Origin of the sequence: Paeniglutamicibacter sp. Y32M11, from assembly GCF_019285735.1 — a bacterium.
GTDB lineage: Bacteria > Actinomycetota > Actinomycetes > Actinomycetales > Micrococcaceae > Paeniglutamicibacter.
In genome coordinates this window covers 968,760-993,843 of sequence record NZ_CP079107.1, presented here as the reverse complement: position 1 = coordinate 993,843, position 25,084 = coordinate 968,760, and the positions used below count along the sequence as shown (strand labels likewise).

Annotated in this window: 23 protein-coding genes; 5 read left to right on the top strand and 18 right to left on the bottom strand. The window is 62.4% G+C overall.

Going from position 1 to position 25,084, the window contains the following annotated elements:
- The first annotated feature begins 252 nt into the window (after nucleotides 1-252).
- Nucleotides 253-489 (top strand): cupin domain-containing protein, encoded by a 237-nt coding sequence (locus tag KUF55_RS04390; protein WP_255557304.1) that lies wholly within the window; start codon nucleotides 253-255, stop codon nucleotides 487-489.
- 74 nt (nucleotides 490-563) lie between these two features.
- Here the strand turns inward: KUF55_RS04390 and KUF55_RS04385 are convergent, their stop codons facing one another.
- The 4 genes from KUF55_RS04385 to KUF55_RS04370 form a co-directional block, all read right to left on the bottom strand.
- Nucleotides 564-1,109, bottom strand: a complete 546-nt coding sequence (locus tag KUF55_RS04385; protein ID WP_218818111.1) for a ferritin — start codon at nucleotides 1,107-1,109, stop codon at nucleotides 564-566.
- 183 nt (nucleotides 1,110-1,292) lie between these two features.
- Nucleotides 1,293-2,696 carry a Y4yA family PLP-dependent enzyme gene (locus KUF55_RS04380; RefSeq protein WP_218818110.1) on the bottom strand — a complete coding sequence of 468 codons (1,404 nt, stop codon included), beginning with the start codon at nucleotides 2,694-2,696 and terminating at the stop codon, nucleotides 1,293-1,295.
- Nucleotides 2,693-4,312 carry an FAD/NAD(P)-binding protein gene (locus KUF55_RS04375; protein WP_218818109.1) on the bottom strand — a complete coding sequence of 540 codons (1,620 nt, stop codon included), beginning with the start codon at nucleotides 4,310-4,312 and terminating at the stop codon, nucleotides 2,693-2,695. The genes KUF55_RS04380 and KUF55_RS04375 overlap by 4 nt, the downstream gene beginning before the upstream one ends.
- Nucleotides 4,309-5,298 (bottom strand): pyridoxal-phosphate dependent enzyme, encoded by a 990-nt coding sequence (locus tag KUF55_RS04370; RefSeq protein WP_218818108.1) that lies wholly within the window; start codon nucleotides 5,296-5,298, stop codon nucleotides 4,309-4,311. The genes KUF55_RS04375 and KUF55_RS04370 overlap by 4 nt, the downstream gene beginning before the upstream one ends.
- A gap of 342 nt (nucleotides 5,299-5,640) precedes the next feature.
- On the opposite strand from KUF55_RS04370, the gene KUF55_RS18980 reads away from it, so the two are divergent.
- A complete protein-coding gene (locus KUF55_RS18980) occupies nucleotides 5,641-6,276 on the top strand; it encodes a peroxiredoxin (RefSeq protein ID WP_168152327.1) in 636 nt (211 codons plus the stop codon).
- Here the strand turns inward: KUF55_RS18980 and KUF55_RS04360 are convergent.
- Together KUF55_RS04360 and KUF55_RS04355 are read right to left on the bottom strand one after the other, a co-directional pair.
- Nucleotides 6,160-6,498: a DUF202 domain-containing protein gene (locus KUF55_RS04360; protein ID WP_218818107.1), complete on the bottom strand. Its 339-nt coding sequence runs from the start codon at nucleotides 6,496-6,498 to the stop codon at nucleotides 6,160-6,162. The genes KUF55_RS18980 and KUF55_RS04360 overlap by 117 nt on opposite strands.
- A complete protein-coding gene (locus KUF55_RS04355; protein ID WP_255557303.1) occupies nucleotides 6,495-6,905 on the bottom strand; it encodes a YidH family protein in 411 nt (136 codons plus the stop codon). The genes KUF55_RS04360 and KUF55_RS04355 overlap by 4 nt, the downstream gene beginning before the upstream one ends.
- 325 nt (nucleotides 6,906-7,230) lie before the next feature.
- On the opposite strand from KUF55_RS04355, the gene KUF55_RS04350 reads away from it, so the two are divergent.
- The gene (locus tag KUF55_RS04350; protein WP_168152324.1) at nucleotides 7,231-8,601 is read left to right on the top strand and encodes an FAD/NAD(P)-binding protein; all 1,371 of its coding nucleotides are present in this window, start codon (nucleotides 7,231-7,233) and stop codon (nucleotides 8,599-8,601) included.
- 767 nt (nucleotides 8,602-9,368) lie between these two features.
- Here the strand turns inward: KUF55_RS04350 and KUF55_RS04345 are convergent.
- Together KUF55_RS04345 and tdh are read right to left on the bottom strand one after the other, a co-directional pair.
- A complete protein-coding gene (locus KUF55_RS04345; RefSeq protein WP_132361804.1) occupies nucleotides 9,369-10,568 on the bottom strand; it encodes a glycine C-acetyltransferase in 1,200 nt (399 codons plus the stop codon).
- Nucleotides 10,569-10,638: 70 nt separating this feature from the next.
- The gene (gene tdh, locus KUF55_RS04340) at nucleotides 10,639-11,685 is read right to left on the bottom strand and encodes an L-threonine 3-dehydrogenase (protein ID WP_132362558.1); all 1,047 of its coding nucleotides are present in this window, start codon (nucleotides 11,683-11,685) and stop codon (nucleotides 10,639-10,641) included.
- Nucleotides 11,686-11,818: 133 nt separating this feature from the next.
- Between tdh and KUF55_RS04335 the strand changes: the two genes are divergently transcribed.
- The gene (locus KUF55_RS04335; protein WP_218818106.1) at nucleotides 11,819-12,727 is read left to right on the top strand and encodes a LysR family transcriptional regulator; all 909 of its coding nucleotides are present in this window, start codon (nucleotides 11,819-11,821) and stop codon (nucleotides 12,725-12,727) included.
- A 61-nt stretch (nucleotides 12,728-12,788) separates the two neighbouring features.
- Here KUF55_RS04335 and KUF55_RS04330 read toward each other — a convergent pair whose 3' ends face one another.
- From KUF55_RS04330 to KUF55_RS04310, 5 genes are all read right to left on the bottom strand, one after another.
- Nucleotides 12,789-13,967 carry a Gfo/Idh/MocA family protein gene (locus tag KUF55_RS04330; protein ID WP_370630951.1) on the bottom strand — a complete coding sequence of 393 codons (1,179 nt, stop codon included), beginning with the start codon at nucleotides 13,965-13,967 and terminating at the stop codon, nucleotides 12,789-12,791.
- Between the two features lie 133 nt (nucleotides 13,968-14,100).
- A complete protein-coding gene (locus KUF55_RS04325) occupies nucleotides 14,101-15,012 on the bottom strand; it encodes an ABC transporter ATP-binding protein (RefSeq protein ID WP_255557432.1) in 912 nt (303 codons plus the stop codon).
- Between the two features lie 66 nt (nucleotides 15,013-15,078).
- A complete protein-coding gene (locus KUF55_RS04320) occupies nucleotides 15,079-15,978 on the bottom strand; it encodes an aminoglycoside phosphotransferase family protein (RefSeq protein ID WP_218818103.1) in 900 nt (299 codons plus the stop codon).
- Nucleotides 15,975-16,376, bottom strand: coding sequence for a VOC family protein (locus tag KUF55_RS04315; protein WP_218818102.1), 402 nt, complete (start codon nucleotides 16,374-16,376; stop codon nucleotides 15,975-15,977). Before KUF55_RS04315 ends, KUF55_RS04320 begins: the two co-directional genes overlap by 4 nt.
- Nucleotides 16,373-16,777, bottom strand: a complete 405-nt coding sequence (locus tag KUF55_RS04310; protein WP_255557302.1) for a helix-turn-helix transcriptional regulator — start codon at nucleotides 16,775-16,777, stop codon at nucleotides 16,373-16,375. Before KUF55_RS04310 ends, KUF55_RS04315 begins: the two co-directional genes overlap by 4 nt.
- Nucleotides 16,778-16,860: 83 nt before the next feature.
- On the opposite strand from KUF55_RS04310, the gene KUF55_RS04305 reads away from it, so the two are divergent.
- Complete coding sequence (locus KUF55_RS04305; RefSeq protein ID WP_218818101.1) at nucleotides 16,861-18,645, top strand: HNH endonuclease signature motif containing protein; 1,785 nt, start codon at nucleotides 16,861-16,863, stop codon at nucleotides 18,643-18,645.
- An 84-nt stretch (nucleotides 18,646-18,729) separates the two neighbouring features.
- On the opposite strand, the gene KUF55_RS18670 is transcribed toward KUF55_RS04305, so the two are convergent.
- The 5 genes from KUF55_RS18670 to KUF55_RS04275 all read right to left on the bottom strand — a co-directional run bounded on the left by KUF55_RS18670 (nucleotide 18,730) and on the right by KUF55_RS04275 (nucleotide 25,048).
- Nucleotides 18,730-20,685, bottom strand: coding sequence for a PKD domain-containing protein (locus tag KUF55_RS18670; RefSeq protein WP_255557301.1), 1,956 nt, complete (start codon nucleotides 20,683-20,685; stop codon nucleotides 18,730-18,732).
- Between the two features lie 311 nt (nucleotides 20,686-20,996).
- Nucleotides 20,997-22,511, bottom strand: a complete 1,515-nt coding sequence (gene gatB, locus KUF55_RS04290; RefSeq protein WP_218818100.1) for an Asp-tRNA(Asn)/Glu-tRNA(Gln) amidotransferase subunit GatB — start codon at nucleotides 22,509-22,511, stop codon at nucleotides 20,997-20,999.
- A gap of 1 nt (nucleotide 22,512) precedes the next feature.
- Nucleotides 22,513-24,060, bottom strand: coding sequence for an Asp-tRNA(Asn)/Glu-tRNA(Gln) amidotransferase subunit GatA (gene gatA, locus KUF55_RS04285; RefSeq protein WP_132361830.1), 1,548 nt, complete (start codon nucleotides 24,058-24,060; stop codon nucleotides 22,513-22,515).
- 3 nt (nucleotides 24,061-24,063) lie between these two features.
- Complete coding sequence (gene gatC / locus KUF55_RS04280; RefSeq protein ID WP_132361832.1) at nucleotides 24,064-24,360, bottom strand: Asp-tRNA(Asn)/Glu-tRNA(Gln) amidotransferase subunit GatC; 297 nt, start codon at nucleotides 24,358-24,360, stop codon at nucleotides 24,064-24,066.
- A gap of 106 nt (nucleotides 24,361-24,466) precedes the next feature.
- Nucleotides 24,467-25,048: a hypothetical protein gene (locus KUF55_RS04275; protein WP_218818099.1), complete on the bottom strand. Its 582-nt coding sequence runs from the start codon at nucleotides 25,046-25,048 to the stop codon at nucleotides 24,467-24,469.
- Nucleotides 25,049-25,084: the final 36 nt, after the last annotated feature.

Genomic DNA, 25,084 nt, shown 5'->3' with positions numbered 1-25,084 from the left:
CGGATGTCTGAGGCCAATAGACCGATTCCGCCGGGGCGCGGTGCTGCTCTGAACGGTTTCCTAGTTCTGCCGGGGTCCGCCTCATGGGTGCTTGACTCTTCCAAACCTGAAGTCAACCATGTGAGTATCCGAAGCGCGGAAAGGCAACGACGATGCTCACAGATCATGGTGAACACGAGAGTCACGGTCGAGCTCTTAACAAGTGTTGATTTAGGGCCGGAAATTCCGGGGATGGCCGGAAGAGAACTTCGGATGCGCAGAATCACCATGGCCCCCGGAAGCGTCTTCGGTCCACTGCATGACCATCAAGGCAGACCCGGAGTGGTGAATATCCTGCAGGGCACGATCACCGATCACCGAGATGGAGTTGCCACCCACTATGGGCCCGGTGTGGGTTGGCCGGAAGACAGCACCACCACGCATTGGCTAGAAAACCAGGGGACGGTCCCTGCCGTGGAAATATCCGTCGATATCATCAGCCGCACATAAGTTCTCCGGTGGTTGTTCCACACACCGTGTACGGAACAACCACCGCTATCTGAGCGCTTTCCGAAGTTCCCGGGTTAGAGCGCTCCCCCGGCTGGTGCCGGCGAACCGGAGTCCTCCACCGGAGAGCGGGACCGGCCTCCATCACCCACACGCTCGCGGGCCAGGAACGTCTCAACGTCAAAGACGTTTGTGGCGCGGCGGGCGACATTCAGCAGCGTGGACATCGAGGCGACCTCTTCGACCTGCTCCTTGAGGAACCAGAGCATGAATTGTTCACCCAGCGGGTCATTCTCGGCCCGGGCTGCAGCGAACAGCGCCTTGATCTGATCAGTCACCTCAACCTCTTGGGCCAGCGCTAGCACCAACGGTTCCTCGGCCGATCCGAAGTCGTTGCGCACCGGTTCAATGCCTGGAATCTCCACTTTAATGCCCCGGTCCAGCATGTATTGGAGCATCATCATGGCGTGATTCCGCTCCTCCAACGACTGCCGGTAAAAGTGTTTGGCCAGCCGCGGCAGATCCTGTCCATCAAACCAACTGGCGATGGCGATGTACTGCTGGGAAGCGGCAAATTCGTTGCCGAGCTGTCTCGTGAGCAGCTCGTTAAATGGGTGATTCATGGTGCTCTCCTCGAATCGTGGTGCACGGATGAAGATCTGCTGCGCCACGAGCTGGCCGATATCGGTGCCAGGGCACAAAGTGGCTCAGTGTCTGTATCGAGCCTCCCTTCGACCACTCTCCGAGTCAAGGCCTAGAGAACACTTCCGGCGCAACCGAATCTGCTGCGGGCACCAGCCGCGATGTCACACGAGCTCATCAATGGCATCGGGTACCCAGTCCTGGCCATCCCAACGAAGGTTGGCGGCGAGCGGCAACTGGTGCGACGCGCTCTCCACGATGTGCATCAAATAGCCGGCCGTGTTGGGAAAGACCACGATGTCCCGCGGCGCAACACCGTGGGGAAAATTGAATCGCCTGCGCAACAGCAGCTCCTCCTCGATGCAATAGGCGCCCACCAAAAAGCCGCTGAGAGGTGAACGTTCCCGCGCTGGCTCGGCGGCCTGCAGCAGAATGGGGTCCAGCAGGAAATCTGCCGAGGTGGAACGACATTGGGTTCGATTCATATGCAAGCCAACCAACGGCACCCCGTCACTGCGGCTTTTGCTGAAGGCGACGCTGGCGAGCGTGATGCCACAGCCATCAAGCAAAGACCGCCCCGGTTCACACCGCAATTCGATGTTCTGGCTGCGCAACCGATCCGCGATGGATAACGGCTGACCATCGGGTCGAGAGCGCAATAGACGATCCAACCATGGCCCGCGAACCAGTGACTGGTGATATGGGTATACGGCGGCGCTTGGCACCGGACCGTGGGCACCCAATCGGTCGGATTTCCAGGTCAGTTCCTCATTCCCTGCCGGAAGGGCGGAAAGATCCGACCAGAATTGATCCCACTGCGCCGCACTTTCGAGGTAGGACATCGGGATGCCACCACCCATGTCAATGAAGCTCGGCCGGTGGCCCAACATCCGCAGCCGCTCGATGAAGCTCAGTGCCTCCACGATAAGAATTGCGCGCTGAGTATGGTCATAACCATTGAGATGGAAATGGATGCCTTCGATCTTCAGGCGCTGGTGAGCATCCAACGTTTTCAGATCATTGAGCCAGTGCCCGGCTTTGAGGCCAAAGCGGGTGGGCGGGATTCCTGGATCATCCGACGCAAGTCGCAGGGCCACGCGCAGTGGTTTACCGGCAATGGGTTCTAGCCCCAGAAGTTCGGTAGCCTCGTCGTAGTTATCCAGGCTGATGACCACGTCATTGGTGACCGCCAGGCGAAGCAGCGCCGTTGATTTCACGGCCGCGGTGAGAACGATTTTCTCGCCCGGCACGCCCGCGTCCAAGACTTGGCGTAGCTCGTTGAGGCTCGCCACATCGATCCCACAGTCACTGGCCGCCGCCTGTTCTACTGCACCGAGCGTCTTGTTCGCCTTCCGGGCCAGATAGATCTGGAACGTAATGTCGTGATTCGCCGCCGCTGCGCGTAACTCCGCAACGTTGCGGTCCATGGCGGAAAAGTTGTGCAAATTGAGGGGTGATCCGTGGCGCTCAAGCAGTTCCGCGCAGAGCTGCGTATCGGCCATCACCGACTCCATCCACGGTTCGAGCCGGGCGGTAAGGGGCGCTATCCCCTGCATCATCGTTTTCATTGGCACTCGCTTAGTGAGGTGGCGGGCAGCGGTAGCTGGCTGGCAATTCTTCGGGCCCAACGTCGGGGCTCCTCATGTAAGGATCTGTTCAGGGTGTCGTGGCCCAGGGTGGGTCCTTCGGTGGGCCGGCCAAGAGCGGTCAAGGATTCGTTACGCTGCCCCCGAGTATCTAAACAGGTCCCGTCGAGGTCGGTCAGCAGTCCGCGTTCTCCGCTGCGGACCGAAATTTCTCCCGCCTCGAGCAGGTCTGCATACAGTGATGCTTTCGCCGCATCGCCGGGCTTCGGCAGAATCCCTGGCGTCGGAGTCAGAGCATCAACAACTATTTCTGCGTGATGATCTACGTCCACCGCGGTTCTCTCCTGTGCCAACAGTCCAGCCTCAAAGAGTGCCACCAGCCGCTGCACCGTGCGCTCCGGGGGCCCGAAGGCCATCCGCTCGAAATTCCGTGCGATCCGATCAAAGAGTTTGCGCTGCCGCGGCTCCCACCGAACCCTGTCGACGGCCACAACGAGATGAGCGTAGAGTCCCGACCACACTCGAGCCCACACCCAACGTGTGGTGGGCTCCGCTGCTCCCCCATTGACCGCGAGACTACGCCGCCAGAACCCGTCCAAGCCGTCACCGGTCCTCATCTCCGCCGATCGACCGGTCAGCGCGGTGCGCCACAGCTGAAGTTTTGAGGTCCTCAGCCCAGCCATTGCGGCGCAGTCCGCGGCTGCGTCAAGCAGGATCCGCCACAACCCGTCCATCTTGTGGGTAGTGGTCTCGGTGGCAGTAGCCAGATCACTCCCCCATCGGCGAAGTTGTTGAGCACGCGACCGGATGAGTTCAACGATTTCCGGAGGAATCGACTCGGGTTTAGGATCCATGGGCAACCCCGTGCGCGAGGTCATGATGATTCTGGACGGCTCTCGCCCACTGGCTAGATAGCGCAGGGAGCCGGTTCCATCCGTGGTGTCCGTTTCCCAGCGACCACCACGGCCTTCGGTAAGTAGCAGGGCAACGTCATAAGCGGTCAGGGCTGCACCCCGGAGGCGAACGCGACCGCCTGGCGGAATCCGCGCCTCGGTGAGCGATCCGTAGTCGCCGATGAGCGGCGTTGCATTTTGAGCCGTGGGAATCTCCTCCGCGCTCGGCTCGTCGGACAAACCGTGACCCGTGGCCAGTACCACTTCATCGTAGAACTCCGCGCCTTCCGCGGTGTGCACCTGCCAGCCCGCTACATCCCGGACCACGGCAAGCACCACGAGGGGGACGTGATTTAACTCCATGTTCCCCTGTTCCGAGAGAGTGCGGAATTGTTCGCTCAGGTATCGGCCCACCACTGCACGCGGCGGATATGTGTCGTTCATGTACTGCGGGGCGTTGCATGCTGCCCATGTACCGAAATTCTGATCGTTCAGCCTTGAGCTGGCGTCGACGATCCGTGAGGCGACATTGAGCCGCAGGACCTCGGGCTGTCCACTTTGCCAAACTCGTCCGGCACCGGGCGGATGCGGATCGTACACGTCAACGTGCAGTGTTCCGGCCCGTTCCGGGGACAGCACATCATGGAGTTCGAGCAGGGCGAACAGCGTCTTGGGTCCGCCGCCGATCATGGCAATCCGAGTCACAACACCCCTGCGCTTGTGGTTCCGAAGCCCGCCTTAACCGTGGTTTTTCCGGCGAGGTTTTCCTGCACCCACGTGTCGTTGTATACCGTATGCAGGTAGGGAACCCCGGAGTCGTGGACGAGGAATGCGATTCTAGATCCGGCGGGTATGGACGGCAGTTGGCGGCTCATGGCCGCGACGATTGCCCCGGTGGAGGCCCCTGCAAGGATCCCCTCTCGTTGCGCAAGTAGTTTGCACCCCGCAACCATCTCAAGCTCCTCGATGCGCCAGACGATGTCGGGCTCTGCCGCCAGCGCCAGCTCCGGGACGATTCCCGCACCGAGTCCCGGCAAAGACCTGGTTCCTGACTCGCCGCCGAATAACACCGAGCCGAGTGAATCTACCGCAACGATCTTCGTTTTCAGCTGATGGTGCCTGATGTAGTTTTGGCATCCCAGCAGTGTCCCGGTGGTACTGGTGGCGACAAAAAGCATGTCCAGCCGTCCGTCCATCGCCTCAATGATCTCCGGCATCGTCGAGGAGAAATGTGCCGCGGGGTTATCCAAGGAACCGTATTGGTTCGTCGTGACAGCGCCGGGGTGTTCGGCCAGTAGTTGCTCAACCCGCTTCCTCCTGGCCGACAACTTGTTTCCGTCCGGCGGGGTGGGGACCACATCGATGGCGGCGCCAAAGGCACGCATGATTTCAAGTGCCGAGGCGTTGGCATTCTGGTCAACCACGGCAACAAATTTGATGCCCCGAACGACGCACTGTCGTGCCAAAGCCATTCCAAGATTTCCCGACGTGGACTCCACGATCATTCCGCCTTCGGCCAGACGTCCCGAGTCCAGGAGTCCGTCAATGAGGCTGGCGGCCGTTCGTTCCTTGGTGCTGCCCGAGAGTTGGAGGGAATCTAACTTGGCGAACACCTCAATATCGGGTGCATCAAACAGTTGGGTCAGCTGGACTGTGGGCGACACAAACGGGCTCAACGTACCAAAACTCATGGACATTCCTCAATCTTGTGGACTGGAAATTCTGTGGTCGCACGGTACATCTACTGGTGCAGAAAATACTCGGCTGGCTCTGGCGTCAGTCTATGTGAAGTCGAACCGTCGCTGAGCACAAATGCCCCGGCGCGTCGGCAACACCGCTGACGCAAGAGTCCGTGTCACAGTTACTTTTACTGGTCAACCTTTGATTTACCTGACAAAAGCCGCAAAAGTCCCTAGCGCCTTCCGCCACCGAGCAACGTGTACTTGCGTCTTCTGGATGAGCCCGCCAACCAGGCCGACAGACACGGATAGCCTCGACGGAATCAGAAGACCGGAGAATGGGATACTGATCCCATGAACTCCGATCTAGACCTAGCAACACGCCAAATGATCGGTACGGCGTTTCCCGACGGTGCATTCCGCTCCACCGACGGCACGAGGTTCACGGCCAGAGAGTTCCCCGCCAGTTCTTTCATTTTGTTCATTTACCCCAAAACGGGACGGCCAGATGTCGCCGAAGCACCCCAATGGTCGATGGTTCCCGGCGCCAAAGGATGCACCGCAGAGTCTTGCGAGTTCCGCGACTTGGCGAGTGACTTCGCCGCCATCGGATACTCACTTCTGGGCCTATCTAGCCAGCACAGCGAGTACCAACAGGAGGCCGCGGAGCGTCTTCATCTGGGTTATCCCCTCCTTTCGGATCCCGAATTCACCTTGGTATCGGCCTTGGGACTTCCCACCTTCGAATTCGATTCCGAGAGACTCTACGTACGCAGTACGCTCGTGGTTTCGGCAGGAATTATCACCCACGTGCAGCTGGGCATCACGGATGCAGCGGGGCACCCACGGCATCTCCTGGAGCAGCTGAGGAATTTACTGGTTTCCGAGCACCACAATGATTCCGACGACGCCCAAAGTAAACACCACGGCGGTCATGGAAGTCACCGCCACCGCGTCGGCGTGAATACGTTCATCGCGCACGCCCGCTGATGCACGGGCATAGCGTTTACGTTGTGTGAAATAGATGCCGCCCGCCAAGGACAGGCAGAGGGCCACCATCAACAGGACGGACAGTCCGTAGTGCGGTAACCAGCGTAAGAAGATCAGCCCGGCCACGCAGAGAGACATCGTGGTCCTGCCCCACGCCATAATCGTCCGCTCGGGTTGCAACCCCGAGTCGTTGTGCGTGGGGACGGCCCCGGAACGATTCATGAACTGGTCGCTATCAGCACCGCCACAATAGTTGCGGCAATGGCTCCACCAAGACCCAACAACGGGATCAGGAGCGGCAGTGGGAGAGGTTTGTTGTGGCGCATCGACGATTCAATGAGTCGCCATCGCAACGCGGCCCCGGCACTTATCAGGATCCCCATAATGATCAGGAGCAGTGAGATTCCGGTGCGCAAAGATCCTGGAAATGCTGGAGAGGCAAAGACTTCCAACGCAATGCCACCGGCTAGGAAGGCGAGCGACGTGCGAATCCAGGCCAAGAACGTGCGCTCATTGGCTAAGGTGAAGCGCGGGTCGGGTTCTTTGCCGCCCGGCAACACCAGCTTGGCTAGATAACCCCGATCAGCTTCTTCTTCACCGGGTGTCATGCGCTCTCCAATGTTCGTCATTTTGCGCGCGACGATTCATTTTTTGGGCCACCGGCGCGAGTTCTCTGCACAGCCTATAGCCAGTGCGCGCGAGTTGAGGCAGCCGCGCTCTTTGGTGTCCCGTATTACGGCAGTTCATTGAATAGCAAAATCGTGAGGTGCGCTCAAACGCGTTGATCTAGGAACGATTAGGGCCGGCAAGGAGCTCAATGGTGAGCGGCTTGTCCCGTCATTTTGGCTATTCATCCTCAGGTGCAAGACGAGCTTGCCGGAACGCGAAAATAGGACATCTGGGTTTACTTTCGGACCCATGGATACTTCGGTGTTGCGGTGTTTCAATTAGTTCATGACGCACTTTGTGCAGGCCGACTACCTCGTGGTTGGGGCTGGTGCCATGGGTATGGCGTTCGCCGACGCGCTGATTGATCACGCCGATGTGCGCGTCGCATTGGTCGACCGGCGCCATGCCCCTGGTGGGCACTGGCTGGATGCCTATCCATTTGCCCGTCTGCATCAGGCATCAGCTTTTTACGGGGTGGCATCAACACAGCTCGGTGATGGTCGGGTGCAGCAGTTCGGGCCCGAGGCTGGTCTGCATGATCGGGCCGATGTGTCGGAGATTTGTGCCTACTATGCCCACATCTTCAACGATCGGATGGCGAGCTCGGGCCGCGTCGAGTTCTACAACAACTGCGAATACGTTGCCGATCGAAGCGTTGTTTCGCATATCTCCGGCCGAATAACGGAGGTGCCATCCAAGTGCAAAATTGTTGATGCACGCTACCTCGCTCCCGATATTCCTGCGGTGACACCACCACGATTCGGACTCGCGGCCGACGTCCGGATGATTCCGGTCAATAACCTCGCCCGCACCATGGATGCGCCGAGCCAATATGTCATCGTCGGATCGGGCAAAACAGCAACCGATGCCTGCATCTGGTTACTGGCTCATGGCGTAGATGAATCCGCGATTTGCTGGGTTCGCCCGCGCGATCCATGGATGCTCAACCGCGCAGTGGTCCAACCGGATCCGGAGGTGTTCCTCGGCATGGCTGCCGACACCATGGAGGCTGCGGCAGGGGCAACATCGTTGGAGCATCTTTTCCTCAGGCTTGAGGATGCTGGCGTCATGATTCGAATCGACACCTCGGTAACGCCCACGATGGCGAAGACACCGACCCTCGCCCGCTGGGAGCTCGAAAAGCTGCGTTCAATAGAGCATGTGGTACGGCTGGGGCATGTCAGGTTGATCGAGCGCGGTCGCATCATCTTGGACGAAGGGTCTCTCCAGATATCCCAGGACGCGCTGGTCGTGCACTGCGCTGCTTCGGGGCTGCGCTACCCTCCGACGATCCCCATCTGGGCACCGTCGGTGATCACGTTGCAGCCAATCAGGGCCGGGTTCCCGTGCTTTGCTGCGGCGCTGGCCGGGTATGTGGAAGCGACGCGCGATCACGACGCCGAAAAGAACCGACTCTGCCCGTCAACGCCGTACCCCAACTCGTTGGGGACGTGGGCAAAGATGCAAGTTCTGGGCACGCGCGCAGCAATCTCCTTCGGGTCAGAGCCGGACATCAAGGCGTGGGCAGACACTGTTGCGCTGAACCCTGCTCGGGTGCCGCCACCGGAGGGCAGATCGGCGGCGTTAGAGGACTCGCTCTCTCGACTCAAAGCCCGTACTCCGGCGGGAATTTCCAGACTGGTAAAACTGCTCTGAATTGTGGTTCTGGTACCGCAGGTACCGCTATAGTGAAGGCCTTCTCCTGCAACCGTAGTGAGAAGTAACAACGGAGAGAACGGAAATAAGTCGATGCGCGGAAGCAATCTTGTATGGACAATCGTGGGCGTTCTGGTGGCCATTGCCTTGGTGATATGGATCGTTTCGGCGGTTTAGCGTTACCCCTCTGAGTAGTTATGAAGAAGCCCGGTCATCGTTTAAGAGGCGTCTTCTCAAAGGACTTGGAATGCAGGCACCGCTTGCATTCCAAGTCCTTCTGACCGTGTTGTGATTGGTTTCCAATTCCCATTCACGATGTTCTCCACGCACCGTTCCAAAAACGCACATTGCAGCCACCAGATGAAGGGGCTCGTGTCCCAGTTCTCGGAATGAGAACACCCCGATCGGACCATCAAAACGATACCGAGGCGCCACCGAATGTCCATGAACAGCCAACGGTCTCATTGCTCAACTTCAAGGCGTCTGCGCTACCCCGTGGGGTGTGCCATATCTGCACCAATGGCAGGAAACCCCGCAGAGGCGGTAAAACATGGGTAAATCGACTAAGCCGTCAAAAGCCGAGCTTTCCAAGGCCGGATCCAAACTAGCCTCGTATTCTTCGAGCAAGCCTGCCAAGTCCCAGGCAGGATCGACGCTCGGTAAGGGCTAGGCAATCACTTAGGGTTCGCGGTTCGAATGCGCCTGCTTAACCCAAGATCGCCGGCACTCCCTCAAGCAGGGAGTGCCGGCGATCCTTGGCTTTGTTCTTAGCGGCTGGCGATAAACGCCTGCACACAGGCTTCAATATCTTCGGCCGAGTGGGCGGCCGAGAGCTGCACACGAATACGCGCCGCTCCCTTGGGTACCACCGGGAAGCTGAACGCGGTGACAAAGACACCGTGCTCCAGCATCTTGGACGCCACCTCGGCGGCCTTCACCGCATCCCCAAACATCACCGGGATGATGGCGTGCTCGCCCTCGAGCAGGTCAAAGCCTTCCTCGGTCATGCGCGTGCGGAAGAGCGCAGCATTGGCAAAAAGCTTTTCGCGCAGCTCTCCGGAGCCCTCCACCAGTTCCAGTGCCTTGAGCGTCGCAGCAACGATGGCCGGCGGCATCGAGTTGGAGAAGAGGTAGGGGCGCGCCTTCTGCCGCAGCATGGCCACGATCTCGCCGCGGCCCGAGACGTATCCGCCCGATGCCCCGCCCAGCGCCTTGCCGAATGTTCCGGTGTAGATGTCTACCCGATCCGAGACGCCAGCGTGTTCGGGGGTACCGGCACCGGTGGCCCCCATGAAGCCCACGGCGTGGGAGTCATCGACCATGACCAGCGCGTTGTACTTGTCCGCCAGATCGCAGATGGCCGCCAACGGTGCCAGGTAGCCGTCCATCGAGAAGATGCCATCGGTGACGATGATGGTGCGCCGGGCACCCGCCCCGTCGTTCAGCGCGGCGGCGGCCTGCAGCTGGATCTCCAGGTCGGCCATGTCCTGGTTCTTGTAGCGGAAGCGCGCGGCCTTGGACAAGCGGATGCCGTCGATGATCGAGGCGTGGTTCAGGGCATCGGAAATGATGGCGTCCTGTGCACCGAAGAGCGACTCGAAGACACCACCATTGGCATCAAAGCAGCTGGAGAACAGAATCGTGTCTTCGGTGCCCAAGAACGCGGAGACGGCAGATTCCAGTTCCAGGTGCAGATCTTGGGTGCCGCAGATGAAGCGGACCGAGGCCATGCCAAAGCCACGCGTTTCCAGCGCGCCCTTGGCGGCGTTGATGATGCGCTCGTCATCGGCCAGCCCCAGGTAGTTGTTAGCGCAGAAATTCAGGACCTGTTTGGCCTCGGCGCCGAGCTCCCCGGCGGAGATATGGGCCGACTGGGCCGAATCGATGTGGCGTTCGGACTTGAACAATCCGTCGGTGCGCAATTGCACCAATTCCGCGGCCAGTTCGTCTTTCATCAAGGTATACATCTGTGTAGGTTCCCCTCGGGAGTATTTCGAATCTTCGTGTGTGCCGGTGGTGGCCGGATGCGTCGGTGGTTTAGAAGACGGTCCAGTCCAGGACGACCTTGCCGCCGTGGCCGGAGCGGGCGGCGTCGAAGCCCTTTTCCCATTGCGTGGCGGGCAGGTAGTCGGTGACCACGGAGGAGATGCGTTCGCGCAGCACCGGGTTGGAGGTGAGCATGGCACTCATGGCGTACCAGGTCTCGAACATCTCGCGGCCGTAGATGCCCTTGAGGGTGAGCATGTGGGTGACGACCTTGCCCCAGTCGATGTTGATGGAGCTGGAGGGCAGTCCCAGCATCGAGATGTGGCCGCCGTGGTTCATGTTCTCGATCATTTCCGGCAGGGCCGTGGGGTGTCCGGACATTTCCATGCCGAAGTCAAAGCCCTCACGCATGCCCAATTCGCGCTGGGCATCCTTGATGCGGGTCTTGGCCACGTCGATGGCGATGTCCGCGCCCATGCCGCGAGCCAGTTCTAGGCGCTGCGGGGAGACGTCGGTGATGGCGATCTTGCGCGCACCGGCATGGCGGGCGACGGCCACAGCCATCAGCCCGATGGGGCCAGCACCGGTGATCAGCACGTCCTCGCCGACCAGCGGGAAGGACAGCGCGGTGTGTACCGCATTGCCGAAGGGATCAAAGATCGCGCCAAGTTCCGGGGTGATGGATTCGTCGTGGTGGACCCAGACGTTGGCCTCGGGGATCACCACGTATTCGGCAAACGCGCCATCACGCTGAACACCCACCGAGACGGTGTTGATGCACATCTGGCGGCGTCCTGCTCGGCAGTTTCGGCACATGCCACAAACCACATGGCCCTCGCCGGACACGCGATCACCGACCTTCACGGTGGAGACGTTTTCGCCGATCTCGACGACCTCGCCGTAGAACTCGTGACCCGGAATCATCGGTGCCTTGATCATGGCCTTGGCCGCGTCGTCATAGGCCTGGATGTGCAGGTCGGTGCCGCAAATCCCGGCGGTCATCACGCGGATTTTAACGTCGTGGAAGCCGGCGATGGGTTCGGGACGGTCAACAAGTTCGAATCCGGCGTGTGGTCCGGATTTGTACAGTGCCTTCATCGGTGGGGGTTCCTCACTTGCGGCGCGTGCTGCGCGTTCATGGTCAATGCGAATCCAGTCTGACATCAAGTGCACGCCCGCGATACCTTAGAAGATACGCAGGTTTCTCAATCAACGATTTAGTATTTACTACATGGAAGTCCATCAGTTACAGATCCTGCGCGAACTGGGCGATCTTGGCTCGGTCAAGGCCGTAGCCAGCGCCCTCTACGTCACACCATCGGCGGTATCCCAGCAATTGGCCTTGCTCCAACGCAACATTGCGGTGCCACTGACGCGCAAGGAAGGCCGGAATCTGGTCCTCACCGAGGCAGGTGAGGTGCTGGCAGCTGCCGGCGCCTCGGTCATCTCGTCGCTGGCCGCAGCACGCGCGGCGATCGGCGAGTTTCAGGAAAGCCCGGCCGCCCCGGTATCCGTCGCCGGATTCCACTCCGTGGGCCAGGCCCTCTTCGGTCCCCTACTGGCCAAATTGGACGCCCACGGTGCACCGGTGCCGCAGTTCTTCGACGAGGACGTCGCCCAACAGGATTTCCCCGCGTTAACGGCCCGCTACGACCTGGTGCTGGCCCACCGCATGGATCACTCCCCTCCGTGGCCCGAGAACAAGGTGGTGGTTTCCGCGCTCGCCCACGAACCGTTGGACATCGCGCTGCCGGCCGGACACCGACTTGCTGCCAAAAACACCCTGCTCCCCGCGGATCTGGCCGGCGAGCGCTGGGTGATCAGCCGCGAGGGGTACTCCCCCGCCGATGTGCTCACGGCCATCAGTGCCGTAACTGGTACGGCACCACTGATCATCCACCGCATCAACGACTACGCAACCGTGGCGGCACTCGTCGCCGCCGGGGACGTGCTGGGCATCATTCCGCGCTACACCGCGGGATCCACTCTCGGTCGCTCCGTCGTCCTTCGGCCATTGGAAGGCATCGCCAACCGGCGGCGCATCGATTTGTTGGCGCGACCCGAATCCATGCACCGCCGCAGTGTGCAGCTAGTTCTCACCGCCATCACCCAGGCCATGACCGAGCTCAGCGAAAAATGATGCTCCGCCCTGAGGTCTTAGGCGCCCCTTGTCCCCCGGCACGGCGCGAACTGTGGCCCAACTAGGCGTTCACCCGCTCCTGGTTAGCCGCGAAGTAGGCCAACAATTCCGCCCTGAGCGGCGGGACGGACCTGGCCGAACCGTCGGTGCGCAGGGATTCGGTGGCCAACACGCCCGCCGCAACGGCCGCCCGGGCCGCCACCGGTGAGGTATCCGTCGGCCCGCCTTCCTTGACGAAGCGCAAGAATTCGGCGATCAGGCGCGGATCGGCACCACCGTGCCCACCGTCAACCGCCTCGATCTCCACCTCGATGTCGGCATCAACATAACCGTCCTGGCTGCGGGTGTTCCACACCTTGATGATGTTGCCCGCGTCGTCACCGAAGTTCTCCAGTCGTCCGGCGGTGCCGATGACGGTGTAGTTTCTCCAGTAGTCGGGGGTGAAGTGGCACTGCTGGTAGGAGGCCAACACACCGTTGTCCAGTTTCATCTGCATCATGGAAATGTCTTCCACGTCGATGATCGGGTTCAGATCCTGCTGCGCCGCCGGGGGCCAGTTCTCCAGCGAGAACCAGTCCCCCATGCGCCGATCGGTGTTGTCCCGGCGCGATTCGACAGCGCCGTAGACCGCCAGGTCCCCGAGCGCTGCGACCGACTCGGTGTAGCCACCTGCCAGCCAGTGAATCACGTCGATGTCGTGGGCACCTTTTTGCAGCAGCAGGCTGGTGGTGTTCTTGCGCTCCGCGTGCCAGTCCTTAAAGTAGTAGTCCCCTCCGTTGCCCACAAAGTGTCGGCACCACACCGCCTTCACGGTCCCGATGGCGCCGGACTCGATGATCTCGCGCATCTGGCGGATCACTGGCATGTGGCGCATATTGTGTCCGACGTAGAGCCTGGTTCCGGAGCTGAAGGCCGTCTCCAGCAACTCGTCCACGGCATCCAGGGTGACATCCAACGGTTTTTCGCAGAACGTGGCGATGCCGGCCTCAAGGGTGCGCTTGGCAACCAGCGCGTGCTGGTTATCGGGGGTCAGTACCAGCACCGCATCCAGTCCCGCGTTTAGCAGCTCGTCGAGGTCGGCGGTGATCACGGCCTCGGGCAACTTGGCGGCGGCGTCCGCACGGCCGCGTTCGGAGGTGTCACACACCATGGCCACCACCGAGCCCTGACCGGGACGGTGGGCGTGCTTGTACAAACCGGAGCGCAGGCCGAAGCCGACGACACCTACTTTGAGATCCACGAAATTACTCCTTAATGACGCATTCATTGGGGCATCCGCGGCGCCACGTCCGGGTGGACGTACGATCGCAGATAGATGGGGGGTGCGGGTTCTTCGGCGTTGGGAGGCGCGGAAGATCCGGTGGGCCGGTGTGTTAACCGGCGGAGATATCCAGTGCGAAGTGGCACCGCGACACATGGGTGTCGCTGATCCGGATCAGCTCCGGTTCCTTCTTCGCGCAGATCTGTTGGGCCATGGGGCAACGGTTGTGGAACCTGCAGCCCGTCGGCGGGTCGATGGGCGAGGGAGGGTCTCCCTGCAGCACGATCCGTTCGCGGTCGGTGCCGTCGTTGCGGCGCAGCTCGGGCGCGGCCGACAGCAGGGCTTGGGTGTAGGGCTGCGCCGTGCGATCGTAGACATCGCCATAACCGCCCAGCTCGACCACCCGGCCCAGGTACATGGTGGCCACCCGGTCGGCGATGTGCCGAACGATCTGCAGATCGTGGGCGATGAACAGGTAGCTCAGCCCCAGTTCCTTTTGCAGGTCATCAAGCAGATTCACCACCTGGGCTCGCACCGAGACATCCAGAGCCGAGACGGGCTCGTCGCAGATGAGCATCTTCGGATTCAGGGCAATGCCGCGGGCGATGCCGATGCGTTGCTGCTGCCCACCGGAGAAGTTGTGCGGGTAGCGATCGGCATGGTTCGGGTTCAGCCCGACCAGTTCCAGCAGCTCCCGAATCTTGGCCCGACGTCCCGCCTTCGGGGCCACCTCCGGGTGGATCTCGTAGGGTTCGCCGACCAGTTGTTCCACGGTCATCCGCGGGTTCAGCGAGGAGTAGGGGTCCTGGAAAATCAACTGGATGTTCCGGCGCATTTCGCGCCGTTCATCGCCCTTGAGTCCGTTGATGTCCTGCCCACGGAAAAACACCTGCCCCTCGGTCGGCTTCTCCAAGCCCGCCAGCACTCGGGCGAGCGTGGACTTGCCGCAGCCCGACTCCCCGATCACGCCCAGGGTCTCCCCGGCATACGATCTTCGCCGCCTGTTCGAGACCAATACGACGATCCGCTCCGAGGTAGAAGAACTCTCACGCACGGTCGACCCGGTGAGCACCACCTCGTTCGGCCCGCTCTAGTCCTCGGCGAGTAGTTGCTCGATGCCGTGCACCCCGACGGTGTGCAGGGCATCATCGGGCGGCAACCCCGACATCAGCACCGCATAATTCACCGCCCAGGCCCGGGCCCGCACCCAGATTCCGGGCGAATACAGCGCGTCTCCGGCCAGCCGCTCCATAAATTTCGTCCGTCCCCGGGAGGTGAAGTGCAGCCAGGCCACGGCCAAATCACTGGCCGGGTCCCCGGCGGTCATATCGCCAAAATCAATCACCGCGCTCAGCGCTCCGCCGCTGGCCAAGACGTTGTGCGGGTGCGGATCCCCATGGAGCCACAACCGCGGCCCGGTGTGTTCCACCGCGGCCAGTCCGCGATCCCAGATGCTCAGCAACCTGCTGCGTTCGGGTTCTTGCATTCCCTGAATCCGGCCGCGAACTGCATCGTCCCGGTTTTTCAGCGGCACCCCGCGCACCGGGTTCCGTGGTGCATCCGCCGGGGCTGGAACATGCAGTGCCCCGAAGAATGCGGCAAGCGATGCGCAATAGCCGTCCCGGACTTCCGCCGACACCGTGGCAGCGCTGTTCCCCGGCAGCCAGGGCACCACCGCCCAGTGGTACGGATAGCCCTCCCCCGGTTTCCCCCGGTGCCGCGCCGCAGGGATCGGCAGAGGCAACCTGGGTGCGAGGAAAGGCAGCCAGCGCACCTCGTTAAGCAGCAACGCATGTGCGGACTCCCGGCGCGGCAGGCGAACCGCAAGATCGCTGCCCAACCGGTAGGTCACGTTGTCCCAGCCATTGTCGGCGAACTCCAGCCTCAAGCCGGCCAAGTGCGGGAATTGGGCGCGTAGCAAGTCCCGCACCAGCGACTCGTTGATGGCGACGTCGGCCGGTGGCCGGAGTGTGCGCTCCGGGAGGGTCATGCCTCCGGCGCCTCGTTCATGGCCTGGATCTGGATCAGGTTTCCGCAGGTGTCGTCGAACACGGCGGTGGTCACCGGCCCCATGGCGGTCGGCGGCTGAGTAAAGACGACGCCGAGCCCGGTGAGCCGCTCAAATTCGGCATGCACGTCGGCCACGGCAAAGGCGGTGAACGGGATTCCGTCGGCCACCAGCGCGTCGCGGAATGGGCCGACGGCCGGGTGGCCCGCAGGCTCGAGCACCAATTCGACCCCGTCGCGGGCCTCGGGTGAGACGACCGTGAGCCAGGAGACCTCACCCATCGGTACCTCGGTCTTCTTCTCGAATCCCAGCTTCGTGGTGTAGAACTCCAGCGCCTTGGCCTGGTCAGTGACGAAGATGCTGGCAAGGTGGATTCTCATGGTTTTTTGCCTTTCGATGACGGTTCAACGCCGGTACGTGGTCCGCCCGGGTCCGTGGTGCTGTTGATGGTTTCCTGCTCCGACGCGGCTGGCAGCCCGGTGTCCGGCCAGCGCTGCGCGATCCGGAGCAACGGCGAGGTGTCCACGTAATGAAACTTGTAGCGGCCCATGCGCTCACTGCGCACCAGCCCGGCCGCTTCGAGCACCTGCAGGTGTTGAGAGATCGCCTGGCGACTTGGGTTAATGCCGTGCCGCGAGGCCAACCTGTTGCAGATCTCAAATAGTGTCTGGCCGGTGTGTTCCACCAACTCGTCCAGAATTACCGCCCGAGTCGGGTCCGCCAGTGCCTTCAACAGCTCTTCCACACCCACCATTAAGGCAAGTAGCAGCTTGCCTGTCAAGAGCCACTGCCTCTTCATTCGGCGTTGTCCACAACCCCGCGCACCCCACACCACTGCCCATCGCAGGGGCGCATGCTTGAACCATGAGCACAGCAGCAGCCATCGCCCTACTTGCGGGAGACCGCAAGGATCCGAGGTACCCAGCGACCCCGGACGATGAGCTGCGTGCCTACACAGCCCTGGCGCTGGCCCTAGAAGAACTCGGGCCGCGCATCACCAAGCACACCACCTCGCCCACCGATGCCGCCTATTTCGTCCAGATCGTCGAACGCGCCCACCGCAGCATCGGATTCGCCCAGCTTTCGGCCACCGGACTTGCCCAGCGCACTCTAATCCACGAGCTGTCGGTCGACACCTGGGTAGGAATCAACCGGTGCCTCGCGGACCCACCGGCCTACATCGCCGGAACCATCGATGTGCCCGAAGCGCCCACCACCCCTCCGAAGGGGCGGACCACCTTCAAAAACACCGTCGAATTCCTGCAAAACACGTTCCATATCAGTTTCTTCGAGGCCAGGGACCGGGTGCAGGCGGCCACGCGCTTATTCCCGGGTACCGATGTCCACGGCATCGAGCATCCCCCGCAGTTTCCACTTTTGGCCGAGGCACTCGCGGGCGGCAAGGCCTCACCGCAGCAGCTTGCCGATGCCGCCAAAAAGCTAGTGCGCCTGCAGCCGGAGATCAAGCAATATCCAAACTCCGATGAACTGGCAGCCCAGCTGGAATCCCAAGTGGCCGAATCCGTACGAGAACAAGATCCCCGCACCACCAACAGGCTGTTCAGCGCCATCGAGGTGGCCCTCGCAGGGGGCGTCGAGGAACCCTCGGAGGAGGTCCTGCGCGCCAGACTCGGCATATTCTGCCGCGGCACCAAGGACGGATTGGCCGAGTTCATCTTGCGCACTCGGGCGGCCGACGCCGAGGCCCTGCTGGCGCTCTTTGCCCAGATGGACAACCCGCGGACGAAGGCCGGGGACCGCGACGCATTGCTCCGGCAGGCGGGAAATATTTGGAACGGTTCCAACGGTTCCAACGGTTCCAACGGTTCCAACGGTTCCATGAGATCACCGGAAGCCGATGCCAGCGACGCCGGGAACCGCACGCCATCGGGCTCCGCACCTTCGCTCCCGGATTACCCCGATTTCTTAGTCGATCCGGCAACTGGCCTCCCGATGACAGATCCCGCCGAAGCCAACAAGCTCACCCTAGAACCGGTGCCCACCGAAGCAAACGTCCTCGAGGCCATGAACAACACCGACTACGGCTCCGACGGCCTCACTCCACCCCAACGACATCTGCAGGGGCTGATGAACCTGATCAAGACCAACGGAAAAGCAGCCAACGGAACCAAGACCGCGGGTCTCCCCTCACCGGAAATCTTCATCATTACGACGCTGGCCGAGCTCGAGGGCAAAGCGGCGCAATCCGGGATCACGCTGCACGGGCAAAAATATACACCTGCGGAGCTCAGACATGCCTTATGCATCGGCGGGGCCATACCCATCACGATGAACGGGGAGGGCCGGATTCTGGATTTGGGCACCGCACAGCGCTTCTTCCCCGAATACATGCGCAAAGCAATCCTCGCCGTCTATGGCGGCTGCATCTTTCCGGGGTGCACCGTGCCACCGGAGCATTGCGAGATCGACCACGACGAAGAAGCGGCCAAGGGTGGGCCCACCGAGATTAATGGTGGCAGACCCTTCTGCTCCGGACATCACCATGCCAAGCACACCGGACAGATCCGCGTCGTGCGTGATACCGACGGTCTCTTTTCCGTCATCCTGCCCGAGTTCATGGATCCCGAACAGAAGCCACGGCGCAACACCTATTGGCGCCAGCCGCCAGCGGCACCACCACTGTTCTAAACCGGTTTTTCTCCACCGCTCCCTTGACAACGCCTGGCCCCGGTCCGTTACCCACCTTGGGTGACGGGCCGGGGCCGATGTCCGTTAGCCCGCCTTCACCACTTCCACGTCGTCCAGGGTGATGACCAGCGGAGTATTGGTAGCGCTCCCGGACACGTAGGCAAACAGGCCAACGCCGCCCGCGACCTGCAGGCCGGCCGTCGTATCGGTGGCCGATGCCTGCCAAGTGGCCGGCTCACTCGTTCCACGCTCCCAAAGCTTCGCGCGGATGGTTGTGGGGCTGGTTCCGGTGGCTTGCACCCGCATCTGAAGTCCGTCTCCCACCGCATAGGTCACCCCGGGAACCGTGACCGGTGTTTGAAGTACGGTCTCCACGCCCGTCGCCGAGGCCCGTATGGTTTGGAGTTTGACCTGGCCGTTGGCCGCCACAATGGCCTTCACCCGATACTGCCCCGCCCCGGCAACGCTGCGCACAATCGTGGAGAGATACAGCCCGCTTCCGCTGGCCGGCTTATCCGTGCCCAGCACCAGCTGCAGGTCGGTGCTGTTGGAGGAGACGGCGTTAAGCAGAACGGTGTTGGAGGTCCCCGGCGTGGGCAGCCGCAGCCGGCCCACCCCGCCGGAGACCGACGCATCTACCGCACGGGCCACGCTCCAGTTCCCGCCGATCTCCGCCGCACCAAATCCGCTGGTCACGGTCCGCCCGAAGGTATCGCGGGCCAACGCCGTGGCCGCCGCCGTCACCGTGATGGATCGGAGCAATGTGCCGGTGGCGCCGTCGTTGTCCGTGACGGTCAGACGCACCGGATAGGTCCCGGCCGCGGCGAAGCTGTGCTGCACGGTGGTCCCGCTGCCGGTGGATCCGTCGCCGAAGTCCCAGGCGGATTGTGCCACCGTGCCATCACCATCGGCCGATGCGCTGGCGTCGAAGGAACAGCTCATCCCGGTGCACGAGTTGGTGAAGGAGGCCGTGGGCGGCGTATTGGCGGGCGGCGCTCCGGCGGTGATGGAGAAATCATCGGCAAAGGTGCCCCCGGAGGCGCGCCGGAAGGTGGCCGTGAGGCTGTCCTGTTTCAGCGTGAGGTTCAGGGCTCCGAACGTCGGATTGCTGTTCAGCCCGGAGGTCGCGGCGAAGTATCCGGCTTCGGAATCATTCATGTTCACGTCCCGCAGCGCGACCCCTCCGGTCCCGGCCGTGGTGAAGACGGTGCCCGCGCCCTTGACCATGGTGCTGTCCGGGTCCGCCACACAGGCGGCCGTATACGTGCCGGGAACCAGCGTGGCGCATCCTGCCACGCCCGATGCCAATTGGCGGGTGCGCTGGTAGAGGTGCTCGTGCCCGCCGAGGACCAGGTCCACCTTGCGATTCAGGAGCAGGTTGGTGATGTCGGCGCCCGGCGAGCACGCGTAATCACCCACCGACAGGCAGGGGTAGTGCATGCCGGCCACGACCCACGGAATGTGCGCGCTGCGCGCCCCGTCGATGGCCGCTGCCGTCCAGTTGTAGCGCGGGGTCCCGACGTTATAGCTCCAGGAGCCGCCCGGGAAGGACAGGTTCGGCGAAATCATCACGAAGCGCACCAACGGATTTTCCGCCGGTACATCGACGTACCACTGGCGTCCGTAGGTCCCGACGAGGCCGGGCAGCTGATTGGGCAGGCAGGCGGAGAAGTCGTTGATGTTGCCGTTCTGCCCATCACTTTCATGGTTTCCCGAGACCAGCTGGAAGGGGAAACCCGCGCCCACCGCATCGGTGACGGTGTCGCACCATAATTGTTCCTGACCGGTGGTGCCATAGCCGAGGTCTCCAAGGGCCAGATGCAAATCCGGTGAGATCGTGTTGATCTGGTCAAACACACTCAGTGCCGCGGCGCTGGAAGAATAGTCTCCGGCCGCGGTGAAATGCACGACGCCGGCCTCCTGCAGCGCTGCTGGCAGCGCACCGGGCACGGCGATGGGGGCCGCGGCGGGGATCACTGCTTGGGCCAAGACCACACTCAGCGTAGCCAGGGCGGTCAGCGCGGATTTTAGGACCTTCACGATGCGCTCCTCAAGGTGGGTGAATGCGTCCCGCCCTCCCGTGCGCCGTGGCTGCCCGGGCTCCCCCGTCGGGCCGCTTAGGGCAGAGAATACTCCGCCATCCCCGGCATGACATCGTGGAGCCGCACCCGTATTTCCTCGCGGCAGCAAGTATCCACCCCAGGTCCGCGTCCAAGGGCCATCGACCGCCACACTGCGCCTCCCAAGAAGCTGCTCACGGCGGTTGGCCCGGAAACGCAAAAAACGGCGGGAGGTGACTTAGGTTATCCAAGTCTCCTCCCGCCGTTTAGCGGTGCGCGGTGCGCCGAGTACTAGCCCTCGATGCCCAACTTCTGCAGCACCAATTCGCGCACGCGACCGGCATCGGCCTGTCCGCGCGTGGCCTTCATGACCGGACCCATCAGCGCGCCAATGGCCTGAAGCTTGCCGCCCTTGACCTTGGCGACGACGTCGGGCATGGCCTCCATGGCGGCGTCGATGGCGGCACCCAGTGCCGAATCGTCGTTGACCACTGCCAACGAACGCGCGGCAACGATCTCGGTGGGAGTTCCCTCGCCGGCAACCACAAACTCGAGCACCTGGCGGGCGATCTTGTCGTTGATCTTCTTCTCGGTTATCAGCGAGTTCAGTTCGACGATGGTGGCCGGCTCGACGCCCAGATCCAGGATCTCCACATCGGCATTCTTCGCCAGACGCGCGATTTCGCCCATCCACCACTTACGGGCCACCGCTGCGGTGGTACCCGCGGCGATGGTCTCCTCGATGGCCTCGGTGACACCGGCGTTAACAACGTCGCGGAACTCGGCGTCGGAGTAGCCCCAGTCGGCCTTCAGACGCTTGCGGCGATCGGCCGGCGGCTCGGGCAGACGTGAACGCAGCTCTTCGACCCACTCGGCGGTGGTGACAACGGGAACCAGGTCCGGTTCCGGGAAGTAGCGGTAGTCATCGGCGTCGGACTTCGGGCGGCCCGAGGTCGTGGTGCGGGTGTCTTCGTGCCAGTGACGGGTTTCCTGCACGATGGGAGCACCGGAGTTCAGGACCGCCGCGTGACGCTCAATCTCGAAGCGCACCGCGTGCTCAACGGCACGCAGCGAGTTCACGTTCTTGGTCTCGGTGCGGGTGCCGAACTTGTCGGCGCCCTTGAGCATCAGCGAAACGTTGGCGTCGCAACGGACGTTGCCGCGCTCCATCTTCGCGTCGGAAACACCCAGGTTTTTCACGATCTCGCGGATCGCCGCCACGTAGGCCTTGGCCAATTCCGGAGCGCGCTTGCCGGCACCCTCGATGGTCCGGGTGACAATTTCCACCAGTGGAACACCGGAACGGTTGTAGTCAACCAGCGAGTAGTCGGCACCCTGGATGCGGCCGGTGGCCCCACCCATGTGAGTCAGCTTGCCGGCGTCCTCTTCCATGTGAGCGCGTTCGATCTCCACGCGGAAGACCTCACCGTCTTCCAGCTCGATGTCCAACCAGCCGTCGTAGGCGATCGGGTCATCGTACTGCGAGGTCTGGAAGTTCTTCGGGGTGTCCGGGTAGAAGTAGTTCTTCCGGGCAAATCCGCAGCGCTCGGCGATCTTGCAGTTCAACGCCAGGCCGATCAGGATGGCGTATTCCACGGCGGTCTTGTTCACCACCGGCAGCACACCGGGCAGGCCCAGGCAGACGGGGGTCACGTTGGTGTTGGGCGTATCGCCAAACACGTTCGGGGCGGAGGAGAACATCTTGGTCTTGGTGCTCAGCTCAACGTGAACCTCGAAGCCCAGTACCGGATCGTACTTTTCCAGGGCGACGTCGAAGTCCACCAGGTCATCGATGTGTGCAGCCATGTTAGCGGACCTCTTCCGTGGTAGCGACAGACAGCTCGGGGGCCTGATCGATCAACCGACCGCCCCAGGTGTCTTCCAGCAGCTTTTCAAGTGCCGCACCGGCACGGTACAGCCGGGCATCCTCGCGGACCGGAGCCAGGAACTGGATGCCCACCGGCAGACCCTCGGAGAGCCCGCCGGGAACCGTGATCCCCGGGATCCCGGCCATGTTGGCGGGAATCGTGGCGACGTCGTTGAGGTACATCGCCAACGGATCATCGGTCTTGGAGCCCAGCTCGAAGGCGACGGTCGGGGACGTCGGGGAGATCAGCACGTCGGCGAGCTCAAACGCTGCGTCGAAGTCGCGCTGGATCAGCGTGCGGACCTTCTGTGCCGAACCGTAGTAGGCGTCGTAGTAACCGGCGCTCAACGCGTAGGTGCCCAGGATGATGCGGCGCTTGACCTCATCACCGAAGCCCGCGGCACGGGTGGAACCCATGACACGTTCGATGGTCAGCGGACCCTCCGTCGGAAGTACCCGGGTGCCAAAGCGCACGCCGTCGAACTTTGCCAGGTTGGAGGAGACCTCCGAGGGCATGATCAGGTAGTAGGCACCGAGTGCGTACTTGAAGTTGGGGCAGGAAACCTCGACGATCTCTGCTCCGGCGGCACGCAGTGCCTCCAGGGACTCGTCAAAGCGTGCCTGCACGCCGGCCTCGTAGCCTTCGCCCTGCAGTTCCTTGATGACACCGACGCGCACGCCGGTCATGTCACCGGAGGCGCCCTGTTCGGCGGCGGCCACCAGTGCCGGCACCGGTTCGTTCAGCGAGGTCGAATCGGCCGGATCGTGCCCGCCGATCAGCTCGTGCAGGTACGCGGAGTCCAGCACGGTCCGGGTGACCGGGCCGATCTGGTCAAGCGAGGAGGCCATGGCGATGGCGCCGTAGCGTGAGACGCCACCGTAGGTCGGTTTCACACCGACGGTGCCGGTGACGGCTCCGGGCTGACGGATCGAGCCACCGGTGTCGGTGCCCAGCGCCAGCGGTGCCTCGAAGGCCGCCACGGCTGCGGCGGAACCGCCGCCGGAGCCGCCCGGGATCCGGTCCAGGTCCCAGGGGTTGCGGGTTGGGCCGTAGGCGGAGTGCTCGGTGGAGGAACCCATCGCGAATTCGTCAAGGTTGGTCTTGCCCAGCATCGGCAGCTTCGCGGCACGGATCTTGGTGATCACCGTGGCGTCGTAGGGGCTCATCCAGCCCTCAAGCATCTTCGAGGCCGCCGTGGTCGGCTGGCCCTTGGTGACAATGAGGTCCTTGATGGCGATCGGCACACCGGCAAACGGGTGCAGTGCTTCGGCTGCTGCTCCGCCGGCGGCGCGGATGGCGTCTACCTCGGCGGCAACGGCCAGGGCTTCTTCGGTGTTCACGTGCAGGAACGCGTGGACACCGCGCTCCCCGCCGTCAACGGCGGCGATGCGGTCCAGGTGCGCCTGAACGGCGGCCACGGAGGTCAGCTCGCCGGCGCGCAGCTTGGCTGCCAGCTCGGTGGCCGAAAGGTGGATGATATCGGTCATGGATTACTCCCCATCCAAAATTGCTGGCACCCGGAAGCGGGTGTCGACGGAATCCGGCGCGTTCATCAGTGCTTCTTCGGCGGTGAGCGTCTCACCGACGACGTCTTCGCGGAACACGTTCGACAGGGCAATGGGATGCGTGGTGGCCGGAACATCGGCCGAGGCGGCCTCAGAGACCGACGCGATTGATTCGACGATGACACCGAGTTCGCCGGTCATTTTGTCCAGCTCGGCATCGCTCATCTCGATGTGGGCCAGCTGCGCCAAATGCGCAACGTCCTCACGGCTGATGGCAGACATGTATCTCCCTAAGTGGGCGGATGGGGTTTCCCTCCTAGTCTAGTACGCCGCACCGGGGCACCGGGTGTCCCGTGGGCCCCCGGCGTCTGCCGTAATGCCCACATAACTAGGCGATCTCGAGCACCACTGCCCGCGCCAACTCCCCTGCCGTGACCCACGGCACACTTACCCGCGTTCCGGCACGACTCTGCCCCATCCCCTCGGCCTCGGGGCGCCGGATGATGATCCAGTGCGCCGGTAGATCGGCAGCGGGACTCTCTATCGCTCCGCGGTGAACGTGCACGTCCGGTTCCAAGGTGTGGGGGATCTTTTGGTGCTGGGCCAGAATCTCACCGGCAGCAAGCGCCCTCAGCGCAGTGTGCCACACCGGATCCACCGCGGCATCGTAAATCCAGCGTGTGCCCAGCACCCCGTGTTCGCTGGTGCCCAACAGCGCGGATTCGGCACCCTCCAGCGGTGCCCCGCGATAGGTCAACGGCACGTGATAAACGACGTGCGCCGGCGAGGCGTTATCCCGCACGAAGATGAATTCCAGGCCCACCTCTCCGGCCGGATCATCCAAGCGGAAGCCACCAACATTTTCGAGTTCGGGTGTCCCAACCCCACTAAACCACGGCTGGTTCGGCAGCCATGGACCGATGAGTTCGTGCTTGCTCGGGTGCATCGTGGTGGGAAAGATCTCGCTCATTATCCGGCTCCTATTGGGCATCGATTCGTGCACTGA

Bases quoted from the DNA above. Each gene is read 5' to 3' on its own strand.
- gatA (WP_132361830.1), bottom strand. From the start codon at position 24,060: ATGACCGATATCATCCACCTTTCGGCCACCGAGCTGGCAGCCAAGCTG.
- KUF55_RS04275 (WP_218818099.1), bottom strand. From the start codon at position 25,048: ATGAGCGAGATCTTTCCCACCACGATGCACCCGAGCAAGCACGAACTC.
- KUF55_RS04305 (WP_218818101.1), top strand. From the start codon at position 16,861: ATGAGCACAGCAGCAGCCATCGCCCTACTTGCGGGAGACCGCAAGGAT.
- KUF55_RS04350 (WP_168152324.1), top strand. From the start codon at position 7,231: ATGACGCACTTTGTGCAGGCCGACTACCTCGTGGTTGGGGCTGGTGCC.
- gatB (WP_218818100.1), bottom strand. From the start codon at position 22,511: ATGGCTGCACACATCGATGACCTGGTGGACTTCGACGTCGCCCTGGAA.
- KUF55_RS04345 (WP_132361804.1), bottom strand. From the start codon at position 10,568: ATGTATACCTTGATGAAAGACGAACTGGCCGCGGAATTGGTGCAATTG.
- KUF55_RS18980 (WP_168152327.1), top strand. From the start codon at position 5,641: ATGAACTCCGATCTAGACCTAGCAACACGCCAAATGATCGGTACGGCG.
- KUF55_RS04335 (WP_218818106.1), top strand. From the start codon at position 11,819: ATGGAAGTCCATCAGTTACAGATCCTGCGCGAACTGGGCGATCTTGGC.
- tdh (WP_132362558.1), bottom strand. From the start codon at position 11,685: ATGAAGGCACTGTACAAATCCGGACCACACGCCGGATTCGAACTTGTT.
- gatC (WP_132361832.1), bottom strand. From the start codon at position 24,360: ATGTCTGCCATCAGCCGTGAGGACGTTGCGCATTTGGCGCAGCTGGCC.
- KUF55_RS04385 (WP_218818111.1), bottom strand. From the start codon at position 1,109: ATGAATCACCCATTTAACGAGCTGCTCACGAGACAGCTCGGCAACGAA.
- KUF55_RS04320 (WP_218818103.1), bottom strand. From the start codon at position 15,978: ATGACCCTCCCGGAGCGCACACTCCGGCCACCGGCCGACGTCGCCATC.
- KUF55_RS04355 (WP_255557303.1), bottom strand. From the start codon at position 6,905: ATGACGAACATTGGAGAGCGCATGACACCCGGTGAAGAAGAAGCTGAT.
- KUF55_RS04380 (WP_218818110.1), bottom strand. From the start codon at position 2,696: ATGAAAACGATGATGCAGGGGATAGCGCCCCTTACCGCCCGGCTCGAA.
- KUF55_RS04390 (WP_255557304.1), top strand. From the start codon at position 253: ATGCGCAGAATCACCATGGCCCCCGGAAGCGTCTTCGGTCCACTGCAT.
- KUF55_RS04315 (WP_218818102.1), bottom strand. From the start codon at position 16,376: ATGAGAATCCACCTTGCCAGCATCTTCGTCACTGACCAGGCCAAGGCG.
- KUF55_RS04360 (WP_218818107.1), bottom strand. From the start codon at position 6,498: ATGAATCGTTCCGGGGCCGTCCCCACGCACAACGACTCGGGGTTGCAA.
- KUF55_RS04370 (WP_218818108.1), bottom strand. From the start codon at position 5,298: ATGAGTTTTGGTACGTTGAGCCCGTTTGTGTCGCCCACAGTCCAGCTG.